General features: G+C 66.6%; 1 protein-coding gene. It reads left to right on the plus strand.

Annotated elements, in window-relative coordinates:
* Window positions 1–515: hypothetical protein (locus tag ON38_RS38415; RefSeq protein ID WP_051165165.1), on the plus strand; the 515-nt coding region annotated here is incomplete at both ends.

The following is a 515-nucleotide window of genomic DNA, read 5'->3' on the forward strand; positions in this document are numbered from 1 at the left end:
CGAGGCGAGCACACGACGACGACACACACGACGACGACGACGACGACGACGACGACGACGACGACGACGACGACGACGACGACGACGACGACGACGACGACGACGACGACGACGACGACGACGACGACGACGACGACGACGACGACGACGACGACGACGACGACGACGACGACGACGACGACGACGACGACGACGACGACGACGACGACGACGACGACGACGACGACGACGACGACGACGACGACGACGACGACGACGACGACGACGACGACGACGACGACGACGACGACGACGACGACGACGACGACGACGACGACGACGACGACGACGACGACGACGACGACGACGACGACGACGACGACGACGACGACGACGACGACGACGACGACGACGACGACGACGACGACGACGACGACGACGACGACGACGACGACGACGACGACGACGACGACGACGACGACGACGACGACGACGACGACGACGACGACGACGACGACGACGACGACGACGACGAC

The sequence above is a fragment of the Nocardia testacea NBRC 100365 genome (assembly GCF_000308775.1).
Taxonomy (GTDB): domain Bacteria; phylum Actinomycetota; class Actinomycetes; order Mycobacteriales; family Mycobacteriaceae; genus Nocardia; species Nocardia testacea.